At 43.3% G+C, this 16,963-nt stretch carries 17 protein-coding genes; 15 read left to right on the top strand and 2 right to left on the bottom strand.

Going from position 1 to position 16,963, the window contains the following annotated elements; genetic code table 11:
- Window positions 1-18: 18 nt before the first annotated feature.
- Window positions 19-840: an AraC family transcriptional regulator gene (locus IE164_RS13850; protein ID WP_189630849.1), complete on the top strand. Its 822-nt coding sequence runs from the start codon at window positions 19-21 to the stop codon at window positions 838-840.
- A 72-nt stretch (window positions 841-912) separates the two neighbouring features.
- Window positions 913-1,398, top strand: a complete 486-nt coding sequence (locus IE164_RS13845) for a VOC family protein (RefSeq protein WP_229838694.1) — start codon at window positions 913-915, stop codon at window positions 1,396-1,398.
- Window positions 1,399-1,516: 118 nt separating this feature from the next.
- On the opposite strand, the gene IE164_RS13840 is transcribed toward IE164_RS13845, so the two are convergent.
- Both IE164_RS13840 and IE164_RS13835 read right to left on the bottom strand, forming a co-directional pair.
- Window positions 1,517-3,202 carry an AMP-binding protein gene (locus IE164_RS13840; RefSeq protein ID WP_189630848.1) on the bottom strand — a complete coding sequence of 562 codons (1,686 nt, stop codon included), beginning with the start codon at window positions 3,200-3,202 and terminating at the stop codon, window positions 1,517-1,519.
- 82 nt (window positions 3,203-3,284) lie between these two features.
- Window positions 3,285-4,670 carry a TlpA disulfide reductase family protein gene (locus IE164_RS13835; RefSeq protein ID WP_189630847.1) on the bottom strand — a complete coding sequence of 462 codons (1,386 nt, stop codon included), beginning with the start codon at window positions 4,668-4,670 and terminating at the stop codon, window positions 3,285-3,287.
- A 143-nt stretch (window positions 4,671-4,813) separates the two neighbouring features.
- Here IE164_RS13835 and IE164_RS13830 point away from each other — a divergent pair, with 143 nt between their 5' ends.
- The 13 genes from IE164_RS13830 to IE164_RS13770 all read left to right on the top strand — a co-directional run bounded on the left by IE164_RS13830 (window position 4,814) and on the right by IE164_RS13770 (window position 16,523).
- Window positions 4,814-5,239 (top strand): hypothetical protein, encoded by a 426-nt coding sequence (locus IE164_RS13830; protein WP_189630846.1) that lies wholly within the window; start codon window positions 4,814-4,816, stop codon window positions 5,237-5,239.
- Between the two features lie 12 nt (window positions 5,240-5,251).
- Window positions 5,252-7,186 (top strand): GMC family oxidoreductase, encoded by a 1,935-nt coding sequence (locus IE164_RS13825; RefSeq protein WP_189630845.1) that lies wholly within the window; start codon window positions 5,252-5,254, stop codon window positions 7,184-7,186.
- Window positions 7,187-7,189: 3 nt separating this feature from the next.
- Entirely contained in the window at window positions 7,190-8,404 is a 1,215-nt protein-coding gene (locus tag IE164_RS13820) for a ferritin-like domain-containing protein (RefSeq protein WP_189630844.1), read from the top strand.
- A gap of 573 nt (window positions 8,405-8,977) precedes the next feature.
- Window positions 8,978-9,445 (top strand): Lrp/AsnC ligand binding domain-containing protein, encoded by a 468-nt coding sequence (locus IE164_RS13815; RefSeq protein WP_189630843.1) that lies wholly within the window; start codon window positions 8,978-8,980, stop codon window positions 9,443-9,445.
- Between the two features lie 116 nt (window positions 9,446-9,561).
- Window positions 9,562-11,007 (top strand): Fe-S cluster assembly protein SufB, encoded by a 1,446-nt coding sequence (gene sufB, locus IE164_RS13810; protein WP_189630842.1) that lies wholly within the window; start codon window positions 9,562-9,564, stop codon window positions 11,005-11,007.
- Between the two features lie 52 nt (window positions 11,008-11,059).
- Window positions 11,060-11,491: a four helix bundle protein gene (locus IE164_RS13805; RefSeq protein WP_189630841.1), complete on the top strand. Its 432-nt coding sequence runs from the start codon at window positions 11,060-11,062 to the stop codon at window positions 11,489-11,491.
- Window positions 11,492-11,510: 19 nt separating this feature from the next.
- Window positions 11,511-12,269 carry a Fe-S cluster assembly ATPase SufC gene (gene sufC, locus IE164_RS13800; RefSeq protein ID WP_189630840.1) on the top strand — a complete coding sequence of 253 codons (759 nt, stop codon included), beginning with the start codon at window positions 11,511-11,513 and terminating at the stop codon, window positions 12,267-12,269.
- A 2-nt stretch (window positions 12,270-12,271) separates the two neighbouring features.
- Window positions 12,272-13,582, top strand: coding sequence for a Fe-S cluster assembly protein SufD (gene sufD, locus IE164_RS13795; protein ID WP_189630839.1), 1,311 nt, complete (start codon window positions 12,272-12,274; stop codon window positions 13,580-13,582).
- 1 nt (window position 13,583) lies between these two features.
- Window positions 13,584-14,831 carry an aminotransferase class V-fold PLP-dependent enzyme gene (locus IE164_RS13790; protein ID WP_189630838.1) on the top strand — a complete coding sequence of 416 codons (1,248 nt, stop codon included), beginning with the start codon at window positions 13,584-13,586 and terminating at the stop codon, window positions 14,829-14,831.
- Window positions 14,828-15,265, top strand: a complete 438-nt coding sequence (locus tag IE164_RS13785) for a SufE family protein (protein ID WP_189630837.1) — start codon at window positions 14,828-14,830, stop codon at window positions 15,263-15,265. The genes IE164_RS13790 and IE164_RS13785 overlap by 4 nt, the downstream gene beginning before the upstream one ends.
- A gap of 92 nt (window positions 15,266-15,357) precedes the next feature.
- A complete protein-coding gene (locus tag IE164_RS18650) occupies window positions 15,358-15,546 on the top strand; it encodes a four helix bundle protein (protein WP_373299015.1) in 189 nt (62 codons plus the stop codon).
- A gap of 147 nt (window positions 15,547-15,693) precedes the next feature.
- A complete protein-coding gene (locus IE164_RS13775; RefSeq protein WP_189630835.1) occupies window positions 15,694-16,014 on the top strand; it encodes an SUF system Fe-S cluster assembly protein in 321 nt (106 codons plus the stop codon).
- A 92-nt stretch (window positions 16,015-16,106) separates the two neighbouring features.
- Window positions 16,107-16,523, top strand: a complete 417-nt coding sequence (locus IE164_RS13770; protein WP_189630834.1) for a BrxA/BrxB family bacilliredoxin — start codon at window positions 16,107-16,109, stop codon at window positions 16,521-16,523.
- The last annotated feature ends 440 nt before the right edge of the window (window positions 16,524-16,963 follow it).

Below are 16,963 nucleotides of genomic sequence, written 5' to 3'. Positions count from 1 at the left end.
TTTCGCCAAATTGAACTCATGAACTACGAGACTTTTAACCCCCATCCAGATTTAGAACCGGTAGTCAAGTGTTATTGGACGTTGGAAGTCCCCAATGGTTCACAGGCACCCAAACAGCGTATTGTCCCCGATGGGTGCATTGAAATGTGTTTCATTCTTGGCGATGACATTAAAAGGTTTACTTCCGAAATGGCCTATGTTCTTCAACCCAGGGCTATGGTCATTGGCCAGATAACCACACCATATTATGTGCAGCCAACAGGCTATGTCAACTCATTTGCTATTCGCTTCTATCCATACGGCTTTGCTAATTTTATCCGAACCCCTATTCAGGAATTGGCTGACAAAGACACCCCTCTTCATGCTCTTTTCGATGAAGTCTCTATTGGTTCTCTTGAGCAGGACATAATAGAGGCTACTTCAACTAATGAGAGAATAGAAATAGTCGAGCGCTTTCTCAAAAACAGGCTTAACGAATCTGCCGTGGTCGATCAGATTGTTAAGTCAACCATAGATGCCCTCTATAAAACAAAGGGTAAAGCATCTATTGGCACCATACTGAAAGAGGAACCGCACAAGAGGAGAAACCTTGAAAGGAATTTTTCCAGATTAGTGGGAATTAGCCCAAAGCAACTGGGGAAGATTATACGGCTGCAAGCTGCACTGCAGTCTCTTTTGAATAAAAAAAACGAAACACTGACCCAAATAGCCTATGAAAGTGAGTATTACGATCAGGCGCACTTTATCAAAGATTTCAAAGAGTTTACAGGCATAAATCCAAAGGAGTACCTGAATGATGAACAAATGATGCTTTCCTCATTGATTTACTCCGAAAGCTAGACCTGTCGCATTTTTACAATTCTGTATTTTAAAACTGACCTAACTAGCACCCACATTAAATAGTGTTGACCAATGAAATACCGTACCCTTAGCTCTGCCATACTATTGGTTTTGGGGAGCATAATTATTTACTATGCCGAAAATCGTTTAAACTCTAATCAAATAATCCATCCACAAAACAAACCAGCCATGCAAAAATTTGTCTCTATTGTTGAAATTCCTGCCACCGATATATCGAGAGCCGTAAAGTTTTATCAATCCATACTAGACATACAAATTGAAAGCATAGAGATGCAGGGAACAGAGATGGGAATTTTCCCGGCTAACGGGCAGTCTGCATCGGTTGTAATCACCAAAGGCGAAGGCTATGAGCCATCTGCTACGGGTGTGCTTGTTTATTTGAATGGTGGTGAGGACTTAGAGCCGGTACTAAAAAAGATTGAGAAAAGTGGTGGACAAATATTACTGGCTAAAACCCTAATTGACGAAGAAAACGGGTATTTCGCTCTATTCCTCGATACGGAGGGAAACAAAATGGGCTTGCATTCTATGAATTAATCAACTTGGCCTTTGCAGGCATTACAAAGGCCAATTAATTTTGATCCTTTACTTCCTATAGAGCACCTGCCTAAGCTTTTACTCAGCTATTGATTTCCTTAGTTCACCAATTCCCCAATCATCCTGCCTTTGACCTCTCCTCTTCCATTTCTTTGAGCTTTCTGCGTAGAATTTTACCCACATTGCTCTTGGGCAATTCATCTACAAACTCAATGTATTTCGGTTTTTTATAGCCGGTAAGTTCTTCTTCACAATAAGTTCTTAGCTCTTCTTCCGTAAGGCTGGCATCGGATTTCACCACAAAGGCCTTTACACATTCAGTAGAACGCGCATCGGGCACCCCAATAACGGCCACTTCCAGTACTTTAGGGTGGTCTACAATCACATTCTCCACTTCATTGGGGTATACGTTGAAGCCTGAAACATTGATCATATCTTTCTTGCGGTCTACAATCTTGAAGAAGCCATCTTCATCCATCAGCCCTATATCACCCGTGCGAAACCATCCGCCATCAAAGAAAACACCTTCATTGCTCTGGTTCCAATAGCCACTCATTACTTGTGGTCCCTTAATGCAAATCTCCCCTATTTCTCCCTGCGCCAGTTGTTGGCCTTCATCTGTAAATATAGCCAGTTGGGTAGAGGGCAATGGCAATCCGATGGTTCCCATCTTGTGTGTACCATCTAGTGGATTACAACTGGCAACTGGCGAGGTTTCGCTCAGTCCATAACCTTCTACCAGATCCGAGCCGGTGGTTTCTTTCCACTTGCGAGCCACAAAATCCTGCACGGCCATGCCTCCGCCAATGGCTCCTTTCAAATGGCTCCAGTCTACCTCCTTTACATTCGGTTGGTTTAACAAACCATTAAACAGCGTATTTACTCCTGTAAAAAGGGTAAATGAATGCTTTTTAAGCTCTTTTATAAAACCGGGCATATCGCGCGGGTTGGTAATCAGCACATTTTTGGCTCCAATGTACATCATAAACGTACCGTTGACATTGAGGGCAAAAATGTGATAGAGCGGGATTGCGGTGATCATAACCTCCGTTTGCCCCTTTCTGAGCAATGGCCTGAACCACTCATTAATAATGAGAGTATGAGCCACCACATTATCATGGCTCAAAGTAGCTCCCTTAGAAACACCTGTGGTACCGCCTGTATATTGCAAAAAGGCCGTATCGGCTCCTGAAATATCTACTTTGGTGTATTTCATGCGAGCACCTTCTTTTAGCACTTTTTTAAAGGCCAATGCTTGGGGAATTGAGTAGGCAGGCACCATCTTCTTCACATGTTTCACCACCAGGTTCACAAGAGTACCTTTAAAGCCGCCCAGCATATCGCCCAGCTCGGTAATAATGATGTGCTCTACCTTTATTTTTTTCAAAGCCTCTTCCAGGCTATGGGCAAAGTTGGCCACTATTACTACAGCCTTAACCTGAGCATCGCTAAACTGATGCTCCATTTCCCGATGGGTGTACAGAGGGTTCGTGTTTACCACAACACAGCCGGCCTTGAGAGCACCAATGAGCACTATGGGATATTGCAGGCAGTTGGGCATTTGAATGGCTATTCGATCTCCCTTCTTCATCCCCAGCTTATTCTGTAAATAAGCTGCAAAGAAGTCGGATTGCTGGTCTACCTCATGGTAGGTCAGCGATTTGCCCATATTTTCAAAGGCTTCTTTGCTCCCAAAGTTCTTGAAAGAGGTTTCTAAAAGCTGAATTAGGTTATCCGGCCTTTTGTCAGAAATATCTGCAGGAATTCCTTCAGGGTACCTTTTTACCCAAATGCGTTCAGTCATGTAAATTCTAGATTTTGGCTATCTCCAAATATAAAAGAAATGGCAAGTCAATCGATTGCCAGGCTCACATATTTGGATGCGTTTATGGTTTTGCTTTTAAATAACTATCCAACAGCAGTCTGGTTTGCGGATCGGACGGCTTTGGAGCAAAAACGGATATAATCTGAAAAGAAGAATCTAACAACAGGTATCGTGGAATGGTAATAACCTTGTAGTCCGCAAGATCTAACCGGTTGATAGCGTACTCGTTGTCTTTTTCTAATTGGTGTTTCTCCAGATACTGCTGCCATGCCTCCAAATCGGTATCTATAGAAACCGGAACGAAAGCTATCGGATCGTTGGTGTAGTCGTTTTTGAGTTCTTCAAAGGCCGGAAACTCTGCAATACAAGGTCCACACCAGGTAGCCCACAGGTCTACGTAAATCAGTTCACCTTTAAACGAACTCAGGTTTACCTGCTCTCCCAGAGCATTTGTCAATACCACATCGAAGGCCGGCTTACCAGGGTTCAAGGCCTCATAAGACTGCAACTTGGTTTGAATCATTGCTTTGTAGTCTTCGGCTATATTGGAAGCTAACAACTGATTGGTCTCCTGCTCCATTTCCTCGGTTAAACCTGCCAGCTCCAATTGGGTAGACCATGCGCCCATTTTATCATACTCAATCATGTAAGGGGTAAAGGTCAATTCTGCAAAAATGCCTACCTGCTGCAAAGCCGGATCAACGAGCTCCAGCAGCATGTCCCTAAAGTTGGGGTGCTTCATGTACTTGTCTTGCATAAGGCCAGCAGCCAATGAGTTTATTTCGTCTTTGAGGGGAACCAGTAGTTCTGCTTTTTTCTTTTCAGAATACTCCCAAAAATCTTTAAACGAACCATATATGGGCATTGAAAGAATGGTATTGAGCTGATCCAGCGTTAACCGCATACTCTCCAGCTCCATAAATTCTTCCGTAGCTTCAAGTTCTTGCAGTGCTTTTCTTCTTTCTTCGGTTTTGGCTTTGGCCAATGCCCAAGTTTCAGACACATTGGCACTTTGGAGGTTTCGTCCACCTTCTAAATAAGAACCACTCTTAGGAAACGGCACACCGCTCAAATAGGCCTGCAGAGTAGCACTGGCTCCATTGAACACCGCTGCTTCCGGATCTCGATAATCTACTTCCAGATAAAGTTCATCACCAGGGCTAAGGTAAAGTTTGTTTCTACCTAAGGAAAAATAGCCCGGCTCATTAAGCTCAAAAGAAAGACTAAACTGCCCCTCTTCATTAGTATGTATAAGTTGATCGTTGCCCAAGCCAAAATCGGAGGCTAGGGATCGGTCATTTAAAATTTTGGAAGCATTGCCCCAGTTTACGAGTTTACCGGATAAGCGCACCCGACTGTCTATATTTTCGCTGTTTTGGCAAGAAATCGCCAAAAAAATTAAGGCCATCAAGGCCTGGGCAACCACTGTTTTTCTAAAAATTCGCATGCCTCAAAAGTAGTAAAAGCGATATAAAAGTCATGCCGCTCATAAAATGGCCCGGTTCTCTATTTAAGATCGGCTCAGGGGAGGGTTTTAAATACGGAAGATTTTGTTGAACTTAGAAAGTATAAACATTACACATCAGTATTATGGATAAACACATACCCCCCAGGTTAGATGTATTTCTAGACATTTCAACTTATCTCACTGGCTTCCCCCTAATCGATCTTCAGAGCACGGGCATGGCCGAGGTCTACTTCAATACTATTGTAGCCCATGTAAACCCGCAAACAATCGATCAATTCTATGATGCTTGCGAGTCCATTCTAAAGCTAAAAAGTACTGAAGCCATAAACGAGACTATTGAGAAAGAGCTAATTCCTAATGGCAATTATGCCGGATTAGGCCAGAAGATTATTCTTATGTGGTATTTGGGTACCTGGGATGGCAATGTAATTTCAGCCCAGAGCTACACACAAAGTCTGGTGTGGGAGGTTGCCGAAACACATCCGCCAGGAGCCAAACAACCCGGCTACAATTCGTGGAGTGAGCCACCCATTAAAATTAACTGCTAAACACACACTATTATGGAAAATAACACCACTGAATACGATGTAGTTATCGTAGGGTCAGGGATTGGAGGCTCTATTGTGGCCAAAACCTTGTCACAAGCCGGTAAAAAAGTCTTACTTCTGGAAGCGGGACTGGAAGCAGGTATGAGTTTTCAGAAGAAAGAGGCCTTCGATAATTATATGGGCTACTTGAATACTTTTTACGAAAAGGCTGCAAAAGTTCCCAACTCCCCTTATCCCAATTTAAAAGATGCTCCATCGCCCGATGTACTGGATATAGAGCCAATTACTGCCTGCCAACCTTCTACCAAAGGATACCTTGTTCAGGCCGGCCCATTGCCCTTTGGCAGCGATGCCTGGCGGGGTCCCGGAGGAACCACCATGCACTGGCTGGGCTCTACACCGCGTATGTTGCCAAACGATTTCCGAATGAAAACACTCTACGGAGTGGGTGTCGATTGGCCCTTCGACTACAACACACTTAAGCCTTACTATGAGATGGCTGAATTTGAGATTGGTGTATCGGGCAGTGTTTCGGAACAAAAAGGGCCTGACGTAGATGTGGAAAGAGACTATGGTGAAAACTATCAGTTTCCCATGAAAAAAGTACCGCAAAGCTATTTAGACAAGCAAGTGATTGAGAGTGTTCCTTCCGGTTTTAAAGTTTTCTTCAATGGCAAAGAGCATGAACTTCAATTTGTGAGTACTCCTCAGGGAAGAAACTCCATTCCGAATGCCGATTACCCTTATGCCGATATAGTTTGGAACAAAAGCAGTGGTAAGCTGCAACTGCAAGCCGAAAAACGCTGGAATACTTTTACCAAAGCCTACGAACATGTAGAACAACGGCATGCCACATATAGCCCGGTTGGAGCCGTATGGGACGACCATCAAGGACACAGATGTGAGGGAAATGCAAGCTGCGTTCCCATTTGTCCTGTACAAGCCAAGTACAACGCCCTTAAAACCCTGCGCAAATCAGACCCAAAACATATCGCCATCCGCACCCGCTCAGTGGCCTCCAAAGTACTCACCAATGAAGAAACCGGTGAAGTCACTGGTATTGTATATAAAAAATATGAGAACCCATCTTCATCCGTATTCGAAAGTCATGTAGCCAAAGGCAAAATTTATGTATTAGCAGCCAATGCCATTGAAAACGCTAAACTCTTGCTCGCTTCCGGCATAGCCAACTCAAGCGACCAGGTGGGTAGAAATCTTATGGATCACATGGTAATGCTCACTTGGGGCTTGCTTCCCAAAAAGGCCTATCCGTTCAGAGGACCTGGTTCTACCACCAACATACCCACCATGCGCGATGGCGAGTTCCGCAAAGATCATGCAGCCTGCATCTCTCCTATCGACAACTGGGGCTGGGGCTGGCCCAAGTTTTCTCCTGGTTCCGATGTAGAAAATGCAGTGGCTCAAGGCATGTTTGGCGAAAGCCTGCGCAATCACATACACCATATAGTGCCAAGACAACTGTTATTGCACTTTGAGTGTGAACAAACTCCGGAGCCGGAAAACAGGGTAACCATCGACCCCAATTACCTGGATAATCTGGGTAATTACCGTCCGGTAATCCATTACAGTGCCTCGGACTACATGAAAAAGGCCTTTGCTGAATACAAGAAAGTGTCCGATCAGATTTTTAAAGCTGCGGGTGTTCAAGATTTTACCGAATACACAACCGACAATCCCGACCATGTAGAGTATCAGGGCAAAGTCTACAATTTTTGGGGTGCCGGTCATATTGTTGGTACTCACCGCATGGGCAACAATAGCAAAGATTCCGTAGTCAATGAAAATGGCCAAACCTGGGACCATAATAATTTATACCTGGTAGGATGTGGAAACATGCCTACTCTGGGAACCTCCAATCCAACACTCACCATGTCGGCTCTGGCCTTTAAAACCTCTGAAGCAATTCTTAACCACTTGAACAGCTAAATCATGAAACTCTCCTTTCGAAAAAAAGATAATCCAAAACGTCACCTGTTAATTCCTGAAGCTGATCAGTCACGCGGTGAAGACCAGCGTTTCGAACAGTCTATACTCTTAGAGGCTGCAGAACATGCTTCGGAAAAAAAATCTATCGAAGACCTGAAGGCCGATCTGCAAACAGCCATGGACCTGGAGCTTTCTACCATTCCCCCCTACTTATCGGCTCTTTACTCTATAAAAGAAGGTACAAACCTAGAGTCGGTAGAGATAATTAAAAGTGTGGTGATTGAAGAAATGCTTCATATGGTTATGGTAGCCAACCTGCTCAATGCGGTTGGTGGCACACCTAGCATAGGCACTTTTACTCCCAATTATCCATCGCAACTGCCGGGAAATGTAATGCCTCAGCTCATCGTACCCCTGGCTCCATTTTCCATAGACTCTATCCGTACTTTCGAGAAAATTGAGCACCCCGAAGGTGCCTTGCAGTTTCTATCAGAGAAAGATAAGGAGCTGGCAAGAAACAGTGCAGACTCTAGCTTTACCGGCATTGGCGAATTTTACAAAGCCATTAAAGACACACTGATTAAACTGGAAAAAGAAGCTCAAAATAAAGGTGAAAGCATATTTACTCCCAACAGAAACCAGGTGAGCGATGAACAGTACTATGGTTCCGGAGGTAAAATAATTACTGTGAACAACCTGACAGACGCTATTCAGTTAATCGATGAAATAGTTGGGCAAGGCGAAGGTACATTAGGCACTATCTTCTCGCAGGAATACGACCCTAAAGACGATGATTACAAACTATTTGGCCCCGATGTTGAAGAGTATGCCCATTATTTCCGCTTTAAAGAAATAAGGTTTGGCAGATTCTATGCCGTTACCGATTCCGCTCACAGAGACAGCCCCAATAAAGGTCTGCCCACGGGCCAGCCCTTTAAGGTAGACTGGGGAGCCATGTATAACTTCAGGCCAAACCCTAAGCTTTCCGACTATGACAAAGGTTCGGCACTTTATGAAAAATCATTGGAGTTTAGCAAAACTTACACGGCTCTTCTGAAAAACATCAATTTAGCCTGCAACGGACAACCCGACCAACTCATAAAAGGAGTGACACTCATGTATGATCTTAAATACAAAGCCATGGAGCTGATGAAAATACCACTAGATGACGGAAGGTACACGGCAGGGCCTTGCTTCGAAATTGTGGATTGCGACTAACCCAAGGCAAATCCACCTTTCAAAAGGGTAAAGATGCCCGTCTGCTACCTGCAGAACTTCTAGGTATATCACCTTAAACCGGGCATCTTTTCTACGAAAGACTGACAAGAATTACTATTGGTAAATTTTAACTTGAAGCGGTTGGCTGACTTCCAAAAGCATGGCCTTTGTAACCAGCAAATTAAAATGCTGTAGGAGAAGGATTAATCGTACCCACAAGCACGCCCTCATCCCCTCGTGAATCTCCGCTACGCTGCGATTTCGAACCGTTCGAATCCAGAGATTCATCACTTTATTCATGCTGTAGGAGAAGGATTCGAACCTTCACGGAGAGGTTAGGCCGATTGGCTTTATCCCAGAGTCTCCACCCTCGAGAAAGGAGGGCACGGCTGCCTGTTTCGTCATCCTACAGTGTAAAACATTCTTTTCTGTTACTATTCCGTTTGAATGTGATTCAAAGGTAGGTCAAAACTTCATTTGAATAAAATATCAATAACAAAACAAATCAATTATTACAGATTAATTAATAGAATGTATATTTGTTTAAACATTCAATAATTTAAGAAAGCTGATATGCCGGAAAATTACGAAATCGATAATGTAGACCTCAAAATACTGTCGCTGCTTCAAAACAACGCCAAGAAACCCTACACAGAAATTGCCAAATCGGCCTTCGTTTCTAGCGGAACAGTACATGTAAGAATGAATAAGCTCGAAAAGATGGGAGTAGTTAAAGGTGCTTCACTCGATCTTAACCTGAATAAACTGGGCTATACGGTCAGTAGTTTTTTGGGAGTATTCCTTTCTAAAAGTTCGCTTTACGACCGTGTGGCCAGTCAGCTAGTGAAAATTCCGGAAATTACATCTATTCACTACACCACAGGTAACTACAGTATGTTCATTAGAGTATATGCCAAGAATACAGACCATCTTAAAAACATACTGCATGATAAGATTCAGAAAGTAGATGGAATAGAGCGAACCGAAACCTTTGTAATTCTCGAAGAAACATTGAGCAGAAGTATACAGTTAGACGTCTGAGTGTGATGTACTATTGACATCCTCTATAAAGTATTGGGAAATTTCTCTGTCAGGAAACCATTACTTCGGTGGATAGGTTGTAACTTTGTGTTTAAAACCAGTCTAAATAAGATTGTATGAGTGACGATAATCAAATCCTTGAAGAGTTTACCTCCAAAGAATACGAGTTCGGATGGACCGTGGATTTGGAGGCTGATGAAGCTCCAAAAGGGTTGAACGAAGATATAGTCCGTTTTATCTCTGCCAAGAAAGAAGAGCCTCAATGGCTATTGGAATGGCGACTCAAGGCTTTCCGGATTTGGCAAAAAATGGAAGAACCTGATTGGGCCAATGTAAAATATCCAAGGGTTGACTATCAGGATATCAAATACTATTCTGCGCCCAAACAAAAGAAAAAACCCAAATCGCTTGACGAGGTAGATCCGGAGCTTCTGGCTACTTTCGAGAAACTTGGTATTTCACTAACCGAGCAAAAGCGACTCACCGGTGTGGCCGTAGATGCAGTTATTGACTCCGTGTCGGTTGCCACTACCTTTAAAGAAACGCTTTCTGAGCTGGGCATTATTTTCTGCTCGTTTTCAGAAGCCGTTCAGGAACACCCGGAGCTCATTAAAAAGCACTTGGGTTCTGTTGTACCTCAGACCGACAACTATTTTGCAGCGCTTAACTCGGCTGTTTTTTCCGATGGCTCCTTCTGCTACATTCCGAAAGGCGTTCGCTGCCCAATGGAACTCTCTACTTACTTTAGAATTAATGCCGCCAATACTGGTCAGTTCGAAAGAACACTGATTGTTGCCGAAGAAGGTTCGTATGTAAGTTATCTGGAAGGTTGTACAGCCCCGATGCGCGATGAAAATCAATTGCATGCGGCCGTGGTAGAAATCAAAGCAGCCAAAGATGCCGAAGTAAAATACTCTACCGTGCAAAACTGGTACCCTGGCGATAAGAATGGCAAGGGTGGTATTTACAACTTTGTGACCAAAAGAGGGATTTGCGAAGGTGATAACTCCAAAATATCATGGACACAGGTAGAAACAGGCTCAGCCGTAACATGGAAATACCCTTCTTGTATACTAAAAGGAGATAACTCTCAGGGTGAGTTCTACTCTGTAGCTGTTACCAACAACTATCAGCAGGCAGACACCGGCACCAAAATGATTCATATTGGTAAAAACACCAAGTCTAGAATTGTTTCTAAAGGAATTTCGGCCGGGTTCTCGCAGAACAGCTACCGCGGACAGGTGCACGTAATGAAACGAGCCACCAATGCTCGGAACTTCTCTCAGTGCGACTCTTTGCTCATGGGCGATAAGTGTGGAGCCCACACCTTCCCCTACATAGATATAGAAAACAGTTCGGCCCAGGTTGAACATGAGGCCACAACCTCAAAAATTGGAGAAGATCAGATTTTCTATTGCCAGCAAAGAGGTATTGATGAAGAGTCTGCCGTAGCTCTGATTGTGAACGGCTATGCCAAAGAGGTATTGAATAAATTGCCAATGGAGTTTGCCGTAGAAGCTCAGAAGTTGCTGGCACTAACCCTCGAAGGATCGGTAGGGTAACTCCTGGCTCGTGGTTTTTAATTCATAGTTTATTGTTCATAGACTCAATTGCATGGCTCTAATTAACAAAATAGGGGATTTGAAGATCTGGCAGGAAGCCAGAGTTTTGGATAAGCTTGTTTTTGAGTTTCTATATAACAATTCATATTTAAAAGATTATGACTTAAAAAATCAGGTCAACTCAGCTTCAGGCTCAATAATGGATAATCTTGCAGAAGGTTTTGGTAGAGGTGGAAACATGGAGTTTAGGCAGTTTTTGACCGTTGCCAGGGGATTTTGCGCTGAAGTCCGGTCAAAAGTAATAAGGGCTACTGATAGAAATTATACTACCATTGACCAAAGTAACGAACTTCTAGAGAAGCTTGAGTTGGTTACTAAAACGATCAATGGGTTTATCAAATATTTAAACAACACAGACTTAAAAGGAAGTAAGTATAAAGTTGAGGAAGAAGCCTCTGATTACGGTTTTGACCTTAAACTTTGAACTATAAACAGTGAACTAAATGCTTAGCATAAAAAACCTACAAGCTAAAATTGAGGAGAAGGAAATCCTGAGAGGCATCAATCTGGAGGTAAAAGCAGGTGAAGTACATGCCATTATGGGACCTAACGGGTCGGGTAAAAGTACGCTAGCCTCTGTATTGGCCGGAAGAGAAGATTATGAAGTAACCGGTGGAGAAGTAACGTTTGACGGAAAAGACCTGCTGGATATGGATGCCGATGAAAGGGCTAGAGAAGGTGTTTTTCTTGCGTTTCAGTATCCGGTAGAAATTCCGGGAGTGAGCACAACCAACTTCATGAAAACTGCCATCAATCAGGTGAGAGAGCACAGAGGTGAAAAGCCACTGGATGCAGTTTCGTTCCTTAAGCTGATGAAGGAAAAAATGAAGCTTGTAGATATTGACCAGTCGCTATTGAGTAGATCGCTCAACGAAGGCTTTTCAGGAGGAGAAAAGAAACGCAACGAAATCTTCCAAATGGCCATGTTGGAGCCAAAACTCTCTATTCTGGACGAAACCGATTCAGGTCTCGACATTGATGCGCTGCGCATAGTTTCCAATGGAGTAAACGCCCTAAAGTCTAAAGACAATGCCACCATAGTAGTTACTCACTACCAAAGACTTCTGGACTACATTGTGCCAGACTTTGTGCATGTACTCTACAAAGGAAGAATCGTGAAATCTGGTGGCAAAGAGTTGGCACTCGAACTGGAAGAAAAAGGATACGACTGGATTAAAGAAGAAGCTGAAGCCGCAGTTTAAATATGAAGAAATTCGCAGGACAATCCATCATAGATAAACTCTCTGAAAGGTTTGAGGCATCACGGCCGCAGCTTACCAGCAACACGGCTATAGCCGAGATTCGCGAAAAAGCTCTCAACCATCTCGTTCAGAATGGGTTACCCCATGCCAAGGCAGAAGAGTATAAGTTTACCAACCTTACCAAGGCCCTGGAAAAGCACATTAACTTTTCCATGGAAGAAGAAAGTACAGAGGTAAACCAAGGGGATGTTGAAAAGTATAGAATCGAAGGCCTTGAGGCTTATTACATAACCTTCATAAACGGAAAGTTCTCAGAGCAGTTTTCCGATACAATTGAAGAGAATAGTATTTCATTCTCTACCCTTTCCAATGCTATTGCCAGCAATAGCGCATTGGCAGAAAAACACTTCGACAAACTTTCTAAATGCACGGAAGACGCATTTGTAGCCATGAATGCCGTGCTGGCCAACGAGGGAGCTGTTATTGACATAAAGGCCAATGCAGTTATAGAGAAGCCCGTTTTTATTCAGTTCATAAATACGCGGTCGTCTGACGTTCAGGCCAAAAACCTGATTCGCGTTGGAGAAAATGCCCAGGTAACCTTTATCGAAAAAGTGGATACCCTTGCAGCAGAGCCCGGTTTTAGCAACGTGGTGAATGAGATTGAGGTGGCTGCAGGTGCCAATGCCAAGTTCTACAAAATTGAGAACGATAGCCCTACCTCCTACCACATATCCAACATACATGTAACACAAGCCAAAGACAGCACATTTACGGTCAACACCATCGCCCTAAATGGTGCCATGGTTAGAAACAACCTGGACATTAAGCTTAATGCCGAAGGTTGTGAAGCCAATATGAACGGATTGTATCTGTTAGCCGGTAAAACCCATGTAGACAATCACACCACCGTTGATCATACCATGCCTAATGCGCTCTCCAACGAGCTGTACAAAGGCATTATGGACGATCAATCGAAAGGCGTTTTCAACGGAAAGATTTTTGTGAGAAAAGATGCACAAAAAACAAACGCCTTTCAGTCTAACAAAAACATACTCCTAACAGACGATGCTACGGTGAACACCAAACCACAGCTGGAAATATGGGCTGATGATGTAAAGTGTTCGCATGGATGTACTACAGGTCAATTAGATAAAGACGCCCTCTTTTACCTGATGGCCCGCGGTATTAAAAAAGACAGAGCCATGGCCATGCTCTTGCATGCCTTTGCCAGCGATGTTATAGAAAACCTTGAAATTGAGGCCATTCAGGCCTATGTAGAGGCAATCATTACCAGCAGATTAGAGAAATAATATGTCAGATACTTCAGTAGTATCAACGCAACTCGATATAGAAGCCATAAGAGCAGAGTTTCCCGTACTTCATCAACAAGTAAACGGAAAACCTCTGGTTTACTTCGATAATGCCGCAACCAACCAAAAACCTCTTCAGGTTATCAACGCGTTGAAGCATCATTACGAAGCAGATAATGCCAACATACACCGCGGCATACATACTTTGGCCGAACGCTCTACAACGGCCTTTGAAGACACACGCAAAGCGGTGCAGACTTTTATTAATGCCAATGAAGCCGAAGAAATTATTTTCACCAAAGGCACAACAGAATCCATCAACCTGGTGGCCTCATCGTGGGGCAGAAAGTTTCTCCAGAGTGGAGACGAAATCATAGTATCCGGACTAGAGCATCACTCCAATATTGTACCCTGGCAGCTAATAGCCCAAGAAAAAGGAGCTAAAGTAAGAGCTATCCCTGTAATGGAAAATGGCGACCTAGATATAGCCGCCTTCAGTCAACTACTGTCTGACAAAACCAGGCTGGTAGCGGTGAACCACGCCTCCAATTCGTTGGGTACCATTAACCCGGTAAAACAAATTATAGAAATGGCTCATGCCCGGGGAGCAAAGGTGCTGATCGATGGTGCGCAGGCATCGTCTCACCTCCCCATAGATGTTCAGCAACTCAATGCTGACTTTTATGCCTTTTCGGCTCACAAAATGTATGGTCCCACAGGTGTCGGTATTCTTTATGGTAAACGGTCGTTGCTGGAGAAAATGCCTCCATACCAGGGAGGTGGTGAAATGATCAAAGAGGTTTCTTTCGAAAAGACCACCTTTAATGACATCCCGTACAAGTTCGAAGCCGGAACCCCCAACATTGCCGATGTAGTGGCCTTCAAAGCCGCTATCGATTTTATTAATCGTGTAGGTAAAGAGCATATAGCTCAGTACGAAGAACAACTGCTCACCTACGCTACCTCACAACTCAAAAATATTGAAGGGGTAAAAATTATTGGAGAAGCACTTCATAAAGTGAGTGTGGTATCTTTTGTGGTCGAGGGTATACACCATTTCGATCTGGGCATGTGGATGGACGCCAAAGGCGTTGCCGTACGTACGGGACACCACTGTACACAGCCTCTGATGGACAGATTCTGCATAGAAGGAACTACTAGAGCCTCTTTCTCCGTTTATAACACCATCGAAGAAATTGATGTATTCATTGGTGCCCTAAAGGACATAATCAAGAAACTGAAGCCATGAGTCAAAGTATTCAAGACGTTCAGAACGAAATAATTGAAGAATTTTCCATGCTGGATGGAGACATGGAAATGACCATTGGCTATGTAATGGAACTGGGTGAAACACTTGAGCCCCTGGAAGAAGAGAAGAAGACTGAAGAAAACATTGTGAAAGGCTGCCAGTCTAAAGTGTGGCTTGACGCGCAACTGCAAGGTGATAAAATTCATTTTAAGGCAGATTCCAATACAGCTATTACCAAGGGATTAGTTAGCATTTTGGTAAGAATACTTTCTGGCCGAAGCCCTAAAGAAATTGTGGATGCCGATTTGTTTTTTATCGATAAAGTGGGTCTGAACAGGTTTATTGGTACACAGCGCTCCAATGGTCTTGGGGCAATGATCAAGCAAATGAAGATTTACGGACTCGCGTTTGCAACGCAAGTAAAAAGTCAATAGTAAAGCATCAAGTTCCAACAGGGATTAGATAAACACGCAGCATCTATGGATAAGCCATAGGATTTAGATATTGAGAGTGATGAATTTTGGCTGTGTCATCTTGGGTTTTGTTCAAAACTCGACAATTGACTGAGCCTATAAGGACGATTCAAAACCACCTGATGAGAGCATCAGGCTCGATTAGTGCGAACTGTATCAAGGTTAATGAGAAACTTGGAGACAAGAATTTCAAGTTTCGGTTAAAAATTGCGAGAAATGAAGCCAAAGAAACTATTTATTAGATGAATTGGGTTTCAACTCATAACGAGGTTAGACTTGAGAAGACAAGATTAAATCTTCTCAAAAAAGCAGAAGAACTTCAGCGAATTCTTTCTGCAACAAGCAACAAATTCTGAATTGGAATTTGACACATTGAAAATTACGAAGGAATGAGTGACGTAATAAAAGAAGGATTAAGAGATGAGGTTGTAGCAGCAATAAAGACTGTTTATGACCCTGAAATCCCTGTGGACGTATACGAACTGGGGTTGATCTATGAGATTAATGTATACCCGGTAAACAACGTCTACATATTGATGACGCTAACCTCTCCTTCCTGCCCTGCTGCAGAAGTATTGCCCGATGAGGTAAAGGAAAAGGTAAAAGCTATTGAAGGAGTAAATGAAGTTGAACTGGAACTCACCTTTGACCCTCCTTTCACTATGGACATGATGTCTGAAGCAGCAAAGCTGGAACTTGGCTTCATGTAGATTAGTTCAAAGTTTCTGGTTCAGGCCGCTTTACAATGAACTTTGAACAATGAACAAATAACTTAAAACATAGAACTTTAAAACTTATAGATATGTATCCAGAGCATTTATTGGTTCCATTTAGACAAGAGCTAACCGATGCAGGCTTTACCGAGCTAAAAACAGCAGAAGCTGTTGAAGAGCATTTCAAAGACCACAAAGGCACCACGCTCATCGTCATTAACTCAGTTTGTGGTTGTGCCGCAGGAACCGCCCGTCCGGGAGTAAAAATGGGCCTTAAGCTGGCCGATAAGAAGCCTGACCATTTAATGACTGTTTTTGCCGGAGGCGATATTGAAGCCACCGCTAAGGTTAGAGAATACCACTTACCTTATCCACCTTCTTCACCTTCAGTGGTGCTTTTCAAAGATGGTGAATTGGTACACATGGTAGAAAGACATCACATCGAAGGAAGGTCGGCCGAAGTTATAGGCAACCACCTGGCCGATGTATTCGAGGAATACTGCTAATTTATTTTCAAATTTTGTGCAGCCATCATTTTGCTGTTGGCATACAAAGTTTCGTTAAGCACTGGCAAAAACCCTTGTTATTAACACTTCACCCCCATTTAGGGTATTGAACAGTTGCCAAAAGATGTTTAAAATTGAATCAACCTAAACATCTGAAGTAACTCAATCATTCAGAACAGAAAGAGGGCAATCTATAGATTGCCCTCTTTTTTATTGCACGCAAAAGCACTCCCCATCGGAGAGTGCTTTTTAGTGAGTCTGTTAAAAACAGTCTCATAGACACATAGTTGTCTGATCTACATACGTAGCCACGGTCTATTTCTCTACAGTAATGATGTATTCACCGGCCAGTCCTGCGCGGGTGGGGCCGGTGGCTTTGGTAAAGCCAAACACAAACTTGGTGGTGGTCAGGCTTTGAATGGTGACTTGCTTGCCATCGT

The organism is Roseivirga thermotolerans (assembly GCF_014653175.1).
Taxonomy (GTDB): Bacteria; Bacteroidota; Bacteroidia; order Cytophagales; family Cyclobacteriaceae; genus Roseivirga; species Roseivirga thermotolerans.
The sequence above is the reverse complement of the archived record's forward strand: the minus strand, read 5'-3'. Positions and strand labels throughout refer to the sequence as shown.

Coding starts and splice junctions, on each gene's coding strand:
- IE164_RS13850 (WP_189630849.1), top strand. CDS start 19: ATGAACTACGAGACTTTTAACCCCCATCCAGATTTAGAACCGGTAGTC.
- IE164_RS13845 (WP_229838694.1), top strand. CDS start 913: ATGAAATACCGTACCCTTAGCTCTGCCATACTATTGGTTTTGGGGAGC.
- IE164_RS13840 (WP_189630848.1), bottom strand. CDS start 3,202: ATGACTGAACGCATTTGGGTAAAAAGGTACCCTGAAGGAATTCCTGCA.
- IE164_RS13835 (WP_189630847.1), bottom strand. CDS start 4,670: ATGCGAATTTTTAGAAAAACAGTGGTTGCCCAGGCCTTGATGGCCTTA.
- IE164_RS13830 (WP_189630846.1), top strand. CDS start 4,814: ATGGATAAACACATACCCCCCAGGTTAGATGTATTTCTAGACATTTCA.
- IE164_RS13825 (WP_189630845.1), top strand. CDS start 5,252: ATGGAAAATAACACCACTGAATACGATGTAGTTATCGTAGGGTCAGGG.
- IE164_RS13820 (WP_189630844.1), top strand. CDS start 7,190: ATGAAACTCTCCTTTCGAAAAAAAGATAATCCAAAACGTCACCTGTTA.
- IE164_RS13815 (WP_189630843.1), top strand. CDS start 8,978: ATGCCGGAAAATTACGAAATCGATAATGTAGACCTCAAAATACTGTCG.
- sufB (WP_189630842.1), top strand. CDS start 9,562: ATGAGTGACGATAATCAAATCCTTGAAGAGTTTACCTCCAAAGAATAC.
- IE164_RS13805 (WP_189630841.1), top strand. CDS start 11,060: ATGGCTCTAATTAACAAAATAGGGGATTTGAAGATCTGGCAGGAAGCC.
- sufC (WP_189630840.1), top strand. CDS start 11,511: ATGCTTAGCATAAAAAACCTACAAGCTAAAATTGAGGAGAAGGAAATC.
- sufD (WP_189630839.1), top strand. CDS start 12,272: ATGAAGAAATTCGCAGGACAATCCATCATAGATAAACTCTCTGAAAGG.
- IE164_RS13790 (WP_189630838.1), top strand. CDS start 13,584: ATGTCAGATACTTCAGTAGTATCAACGCAACTCGATATAGAAGCCATA.
- IE164_RS13785 (WP_189630837.1), top strand. CDS start 14,828: ATGAGTCAAAGTATTCAAGACGTTCAGAACGAAATAATTGAAGAATTT.
- IE164_RS13775 (WP_189630835.1), top strand. CDS start 15,694: ATGAGTGACGTAATAAAAGAAGGATTAAGAGATGAGGTTGTAGCAGCA.
- IE164_RS13770 (WP_189630834.1), top strand. CDS start 16,107: ATGTATCCAGAGCATTTATTGGTTCCATTTAGACAAGAGCTAACCGAT.